At 68.1% G+C, this 6,527-nt stretch carries 6 protein-coding genes and 1 pseudogene; 3 read left to right on the forward strand and 4 right to left on the reverse strand.

Features of this window, described 5'->3' with window-relative positions:
- A partial coding sequence (locus J7E68_RS07735; protein WP_215171425.1) for a low temperature requirement protein A occupies nt 1–391 on the reverse strand: 391 nt, incomplete at its 3' end.
- A gap of 103 nt (nt 392–494) precedes the next feature.
- Nucleotides 495–1,112: a TetR/AcrR family transcriptional regulator gene (locus J7E68_RS07740; RefSeq protein ID WP_215171427.1), complete on the reverse strand. Its 618-nt coding sequence runs from the start codon at nt 1,110–1,112 to the stop codon at nt 495–497.
- A 70-nt stretch (nt 1,113–1,182) separates the two neighbouring features.
- Here J7E68_RS07740 and J7E68_RS07745 point away from each other — a divergent pair, with 70 nt between their 5' ends.
- Nucleotides 1,183–2,469, forward strand: coding sequence for an MFS transporter (locus J7E68_RS07745; protein WP_311416649.1), 1,287 nt, complete (start codon nt 1,183–1,185; stop codon nt 2,467–2,469).
- Between the two features lie 25 nt (nt 2,470–2,494).
- On the forward strand, nt 2,495–2,935 hold the full coding sequence (gene arfB / locus J7E68_RS07750) for an alternative ribosome rescue aminoacyl-tRNA hydrolase ArfB (protein WP_215171429.1): 441 nt from the start codon (nt 2,495–2,497) through the stop codon (nt 2,933–2,935).
- Between the two features lie 9 nt (nt 2,936–2,944).
- Here the strand turns inward: arfB and J7E68_RS07755 are convergent, their stop codons facing one another.
- The gene (locus J7E68_RS07755; protein ID WP_215171431.1) at nt 2,945–5,020 is read right to left on the reverse strand and encodes a bifunctional lysylphosphatidylglycerol flippase/synthetase MprF; all 2,076 of its coding nucleotides are present in this window, start codon (nt 5,018–5,020) and stop codon (nt 2,945–2,947) included.
- Nucleotides 5,021–5,118: 98 nt separating this feature from the next.
- Here J7E68_RS07755 and J7E68_RS07760 point away from each other — a divergent pair, with 98 nt between their 5' ends.
- Nucleotides 5,119–6,174, forward strand: a complete 1,056-nt coding sequence (locus J7E68_RS07760) for a sorbosone dehydrogenase family protein (RefSeq protein WP_215171433.1) — start codon at nt 5,119–5,121, stop codon at nt 6,172–6,174.
- 24 nt (nt 6,175–6,198) lie between these two features.
- On the opposite strand, the pseudogene J7E68_RS07765 reads toward J7E68_RS07760, so the two are convergent.
- Nucleotides 6,199–6,527: pseudogene (locus tag J7E68_RS07765) on the reverse strand (oxidoreductase); the annotation flags it as partial.

Consider the following 6,527-nt stretch of genomic DNA (forward strand, 5'->3'; position numbering starts at 1 on the left):
GCGCCCACACGATGAAAGCCGTTCGCCCGACCTGCAGGACGACGTAGGCGATCGCGAACGCCCACGCACGCTCGCCGAAGGCCTCAGCGATCGAGACGCTCATCACGAGCGCCACGAAGGCCAGTGTGATCACCGCCCCCCGCACGGGAAGCGCGACCGGGTCGAGCCAATTGGTCACCCAGGTGGTCGACACCCATGCCCACCACAACGCGCACACCATGATGACCCCTTCGAAGGTGCCGAGAGGGGTCTGGTTCTCGTAGAGGTAGGCCGACAGCTGAGTCAACGCGAGGACGAACACGAGGTCGAAGAACAGCTCGACATACGTCACTCGATCCGCACGCCGGGAATTCGTGGGGCGCAGCACGTCACGGGTCATCCCGAATGCCATGCGACCATCCTGGCATCGCCGATCGAAGCCTCGACGCACTCGTTCAGAAACGGGTGCGCCCGCAGGGTGGCACGGTCACCCTGACTCGGCCGTGCATCGCGCTCTACCGGTCGTCGCTCGCGGTGATCCGCGCCTCGACGGGCGCCCACCCGCTCTCGAGAACCGAGAACCCCGCATCGAGGATGCCGAGCTGGTCCTCGTGCTCGTTGACGAGCAGCTGCATCTGCAGCACGAAACGCGAATAGACGCGGATCTCGGCTGTCGGGTCGGGGAGTCCGAGCTCATCGGCGATCGCGTCCGCCAGAGCATCCTCGTGCCGCAGCCACATCTTCGCGGCGTACTCGCTCAATGCCGGCGTCTCGTTGAGGAACGCGAGGAAGATCCGCGTCACGTCGTTGCCGTGCTCGTCGATGTTGGCGCCGACCTCGGCCGTGTAGAAGTCGCGGATCGCCTGGTTGATCGTGACGCCCTCGGCGCGGTCGCGGACCGCTGAGACGAGGCGATCGCGCTGCTCGTCATCCTCGTCGAAGACGAGCGCCTCCTTCTGCGGGAAGTGCGCGAACACGGTCGTGGGCGAGACGTCTGCCGCATCCGCGACCTCGCGGATGCTGACGTTGTCGAAGCCGCGCTCGAGGAACATCATCGTCGCGACATCGGAGATGTTCTTGCGGGTGGCTGCCTTCTTGCGCTCGCGGCGGCCGAGAGGCTCGGTCTTCGTCATGAACCCAGGGTATCGCGAACTCGATCCGAAACTGGCTTGACAACAAAACTGGTATTGATACAGTTTCGGAGTGACTTCACTAACGAACCCGCCCGCGCGCAGCGAAAAGCGCGCCTGGATCATGCTCATCGTGCTGACGATGCTCACCGTCATCGGCATGACCGTCGTCCTCCCCGTCCTGCCCTTCGTCGTGCTGCACTACGTGTCGCACGAAGGCGATCTCGCGATCTGGGTCGGCGTGCTCGAAGCGATCAACGGCCTGTGCGCCTTCCTGGTCGCCCCCTTCCTCGGTCGTCTCTCCGACCGCTTCGGCCGTCGACCGGTCATCATCGGTGCGGCGTTCGGCGCGGCATTCGCGATGACCCTGTTCGGCATCGGCGGAGCGATCTGGGTGCTCGTCCTCGCCCGCGTCATCCAGGGCCTCACGGCGGGAGATATGCCCGCCCTCTTCGCCTATCTCGCCGACATCACCCCTCCCGAGAAGCGCGCTCAGCGGTTCGGCCTGCTCGGTGCCCTGTCGGGCATCGGCATGATGATCGGCCCGGCCATCGGCGGCCTCCTCGCCGCGGTGAGCCTGCAGCTCCCCGTCTTCCTCACCGCGGCAGTCGGGCTCGTCATCGCGATCCTCAGCATCTTCCTGCTTCCCGAGAGTCTGAAGCCCGAGAACCGCATCCCGCGCATCGCCGTGCGCGATCTGCAGCCGTTCGCCGTCTTCAAGGACGCCTTCAGCCGCAAGGAGCTCCGGGGACTCATGATCGGCTTCGGTCTGCTGGCGCTGCCGTTCGGCTTCTTCGTCAACAACTTCAGCGTCCTCGCCCTCGACTCGATCCAGTGGGGTCCCACCCAGATCGGCCTTCTCACCGCCGCGGTCGGCATCATCGACATCGTGATCCAGGGTGTGCTGCTCGGCATCCTGCTGCCGCGTATCGGAGAACGCGGCGTGATCGTGAGCGGCATCGTCGCGCAGACGATCGGTCTGATCGGCCTCGCAGTCGTCGCCTCGATCTTCGCGCAGCCATGGGTGTTCATCGTCGGTGCGCTCCTGCTTGCAGCCGGCCAGGGCGCCTCGCAGGCGGCGCTCGACGGAGCCATGTCGAACGCGGTCGGCGACGACGAGCAGGGCTGGCTCGGCGGGGCGACCCAGTCGCTCGCCGCAGCGATGAACACCGTCGCACCGCTGATCGCCGGCGCCCTCTACGTCCTGGTCAGCCACGCGGCTCCCTACTGGCTGGGTGCGGCCATCATGGTCGTCGCCGCGGTCGTGGTCGGCCGCGCGCACATCGCGAACACCGCGAAGCGCGGGCCCATCGACGAGGATGCTGTCGTGCCGACCGAGCTCGCACGCGCCGACAACTGACCGTCCGGTCGGGGATGATGGAGGCATGCCCACGCCCCATCGCCCCGGCCTCCGGGTCTCGTCGGGTCTGACGATCCCCGAGGCCGAGCTGTCGTGGCGCTTCTCGCGCTCGTCGGGGCCCGGTGGGCAGGGCGTGAACACGGCGGACTCCCGCGTCGAGCTGGTGTGGGATGCCGCGAGCAGCACCGCCCTGACACCCCACCAGCGCGACCGCGTGCTCGACCGGCTGAACGGCCGTCTCGTGAACGGCGTGCTGACGATCGCCGCCTCAGAGCATCGCGCGCAGCTGCGAAACCGCGACGCCGCGCGCGAGCGGCTCGTGGCACTCGTCGCCGACGCTCTGCGTCCGCCGCCGCCTCAGCGTCGGGCGACGAAGCCGAGCAGGGGCTCGAAAGAGCGCCGGCTGACCGCGAAGAAGCAGCGCACGGATGTCAAGAAGCTGCGCAAACCCCCGCGCGACGGCTGACGCGCCGCGTCAGTCCTTGCTGCCGCGCACGAGTTCGAGGCCCGCGCCGGCGAACTGCCGCAGCGTCGCATCCGGCAGGAAAGCCCGGGTGAGCGCCGTGCCGATGGGGGCGAGGTCGGCCTCATCGCGGAACAGCAGGTACATGGTCTCGTAGCGGGGATGGAACTTCTGCTTGAACCTGTGCAGCGATCCGAACCCGTAGACGGGTTCGAGAGCGTCGGCGAGGCGGTCGCTCAGAGCGGCGATCATGCCGGCATCCGGCGGGTAGTCATGCGCGAGGGGCGCTCCCGAGAGTGACATGATCTGGGCGCCCTCCTCCGAGAACTGCTTCGCAGACGATCCGATCAGATACTCCATCACCGGCGCGAAACCGCCCTCCCGTCGCCGCATCAGATCCAGCGTCCATCCCCGCACGGTGCCGCCCTCCCCATAGACGGGCAACCACGACAGGAAGCCGTCGACGTCGCCGTTCGGAGCGAGTGCGAGGGCGAGCCGCACCTCCGGATCTTCCGCCTCGTCGAGTGTGCCGAGCGTGAAGCGCATCTCGGGAAGGTCCTTGTCGCCGACCCAGGCCTCCGAGATCGCCCGCAGCTGCTGCTGCACGCCCCACGGCTCCGCCTTCAGCTGTGTCATGCGGAAGGTCATCTCGTCGCGGCCCGCCCTGTTGAGTGAGGTCCGCACCGAGTTCCACCGTTTGCCCGTGAACTCGAGCCCCGGCAGGTCGACGATCGTGTCGTCCGCGACGACGATGCTGCGCCACGTCGACGGCACGGCCCGGCGGGTCGCGTCGTCGGCGCTGAAGAAGCACGGTACGAGCCCCGCGTTCTCGGCGGTGCGGATGAAGTCCGTGACGGCGTCTGCGCGAGCATCCGCAGGGCCGATCGGATCCGCGAGCGCCAGAGCGACGCCGGCCCGCCGCTGATACGCCACGATCCCCGCGTCGCTGCGCGCATAGCTGTTGCCCTCCCACGTCGTCATCCACGACAGGGTGCCACCGCCGTGCGCGCGCAGCTCGGTCTTCACATCGTCGATCGAGGGGGCCGGCTGGACGCCGAGCAGAGAGCGCCGCTTCGCGCGGAACGCCCGCCGCACCGCGACCAGGTAGACGAGCAGGATCAGCCAGAGGAAGCCGTTGGCGAGGTCGAGCTCGGTCTCGCCGTCCCAGCGGAAGTCGACCTGTGCTTGCGAGAAGACCGTGATGAGTGTCAGCACGAGTGTCGCGATCAGGATGTTGAAGAGTCCGAGCAGCATCACGAGCACCCACGACCAGCGACGACCGCGCCGAAGGCCGCTCACGAGAACGACGATGACGACGATGTCGAAAGCCAAGCCGAAGAAGCCGCCCGATGCGGGTGTCGTCGGACCGAACGGGCCGTCGGTGGCGACGAGGGTCGTGATGATCTCGACAGCGCCGAGCACGAGCAGCGAGATCACGGCGATCAGGCGCTGTTCGCGCACGGTGGTCCGCTGCACGCGCAGGGTGCGGTCGACGACCAGGATCAACAGCACCGCGAGCAGGTGCTCGAGGTCGGCGAGCGCGCCCCAGAACAGCATCGCGATGAAGACGAATCCGAGCAGCACGAGCCATCCCCGCACCCGCCACGGTGGCCGGAATAGTCCCACGGCCGCGGCGATGCAGGCCATCGTGCCGCCCGAGGCGCCGACGTCGAGTGCCTGAGCCTCAGCCTGCGCCCACGCCCACGGCAGCTGCGACGCGAGAGCGAGCAGCAGTGCCGCCGCGAACATCGCGAAGAGCTGTCCGATCCAGTAGTAGGCGAGGGCGACTCGGCTTCCCCGGCGGAACTCGAGATACGCCATGCCCCAGAACCCCGAGATCGTGAACACGTACACCCAGGGGCTGTTGACGAAGAAGGTGCCGGTGAGCGGCGTCCACCATTTCGCGTCGAGGAAGTTCGGCAGGCCGTAGGCGACGTCCGCATACAGGTCGGTCGTCTCGAACGGGTGCCACAGCCCCTGCCACACCACTCCGACGACGAGGATCAGGGCGATCATCGTGAGGGTCGCCGGGATCCGCCGGATGACGGCGAGGGCGGGACGCGATGTGGAGGTGCTCGCCTCGGTCATGCGCTCAGCGTAGCGAGCGCGGGTCGCCCTCCGGGGTGGGCGACCCGGATCTCCGATCCTGACTGTCGCTCCGAGCCGAGACCGCGTTGGATGGAGGCATGCCTGCGAAACGCACCCTCGGCTCCTCGATCGCCGCAGCCGCAACATCCGTCCTCGCCGTTCTCGTGCTCGCCTCGTGCACTGCCGATCCGACATCGGTGTCACTCCCGGCGCCCGAGTCGCTCGTCGAAGACCTCGACGCGCCCTGGTCGATCGCGTTCCACGACGACGTGGCCCTGGTGAGCGAGCGCGACAGCGCGCGCGTGCTCGAGGTCACCGAAGACGGCGAGGTGCACGAGGTCGGAGTCATCGACGGTGTCGCGCCGGGTGGCGAGGGCGGTCTGCTCGGGCTCGCGGTGAACGACGGCGAGCTCTACACGTACTTCACGGCGCGAGGCGAGAACCGGGTCGAGCGACGGGACATCAGAGGAACAGCGGGTGCGCTGTCGCTCGGCGAGCCGACGAGGGTGATCGACGGCATCCCCGCGGCCGGCAACCACAACGGCGGACGCATCGCGTTCGGTCCTGACGGCATGCTCTACGTCACGACGGGAGACGCGGGCGATCGCGACAGTGCTCAGGATGTGGATGCGCTGTCGGGCAAGATCCTGCGCCTCACCCCCGAGGGGGACGTCCCCGACGACAACCCCTTCGCGGGCTCACCCGTCTACAGCTACGGGCACCGCAATCCGCAGGGGATCGCCTGGGATGCCGACGGCCGGATGTATGCGAGCGAGTTCGGTCAGGACACCTGGGACGAGCTCAACGTCATCGAAGCGGGCGGCAACTACGGCTGGCCCGACGTCGAAGGCATCGCCGACGACGCCGGCTACATCGACCCCGTGCAGCAGTGGCGCCCGGATGTGGCCAGCCCGAGCGGCATCGCGGTGACCGGATCGGACATCGTGATCGCGAATCTGCGCGGGGAGCGACTGCGCACCGTGCCGCTCGACGATCTCACCTCGAGCACCGAGCAGTTCGTCGGCGAGTTCGGCAGGATCCGCGACATCGTGATCGGAGCCGGCGGGACGTTCTGGTTCCTCACGAACAACACCGACGGGCGCGGGGGTCCGCGAGACGGAGACGACCGCATCCTGCGTCTCGGCCTCGACTGACCGTGTCCTGCCAGCGGCGCGGGCTCAGGCGAACGCGTCGATACCCGTCGCTGCGATCGACAGCGCCCAGAGTCGCTCCGCGGCTTCGGGGTCGATGGCCCATTCCTTCACACCGCCGGTCGTCATGTCGCTGTGGTCCGGGGGCACGATGCCCTTGATCGAGCAGTCCTCGCAGTACGCGCCGCTGCGCGGAACCAACTCGACGGCGGTCGCCGCCCAGAGGCCGGTCGAGGCGCCTTCGGCAGGGGTCTTGAACCTCGGGTTCGGAGTGCCGTCGGCATCGATCCATCCCCGCGAGAGCAGTTCCTCGCGGGGAACGTGACGCTGCAGCTCGGTCATGATCCCACCCGGGT

The sequence above is a fragment of the Microbacterium sp. ISL-103 genome (assembly GCF_018613995.1).
In the GTDB taxonomy this organism is placed as follows: Bacteria; Actinomycetota; Actinomycetes; order Actinomycetales; family Microbacteriaceae; genus Microbacterium.

Bases quoted from the DNA above. Each gene is read 5' to 3' on its own strand.
- J7E68_RS07740 (WP_215171427.1), bottom strand. From the start codon at position 1,112: ATGACGAAGACCGAGCCTCTCGGCCGCCGCGAGCGCAAGAAGGCAGCC.
- J7E68_RS07755 (WP_215171431.1), bottom strand. From the start codon at position 5,020: ATGACCGAGGCGAGCACCTCCACATCGCGTCCCGCCCTCGCCGTCATC.
- arfB (WP_215171429.1), top strand. From the start codon at position 2,495: ATGCCCACGCCCCATCGCCCCGGCCTCCGGGTCTCGTCGGGTCTGACG.
- J7E68_RS07760 (WP_215171433.1), top strand. From the start codon at position 5,119: ATGCCTGCGAAACGCACCCTCGGCTCCTCGATCGCCGCAGCCGCAACA.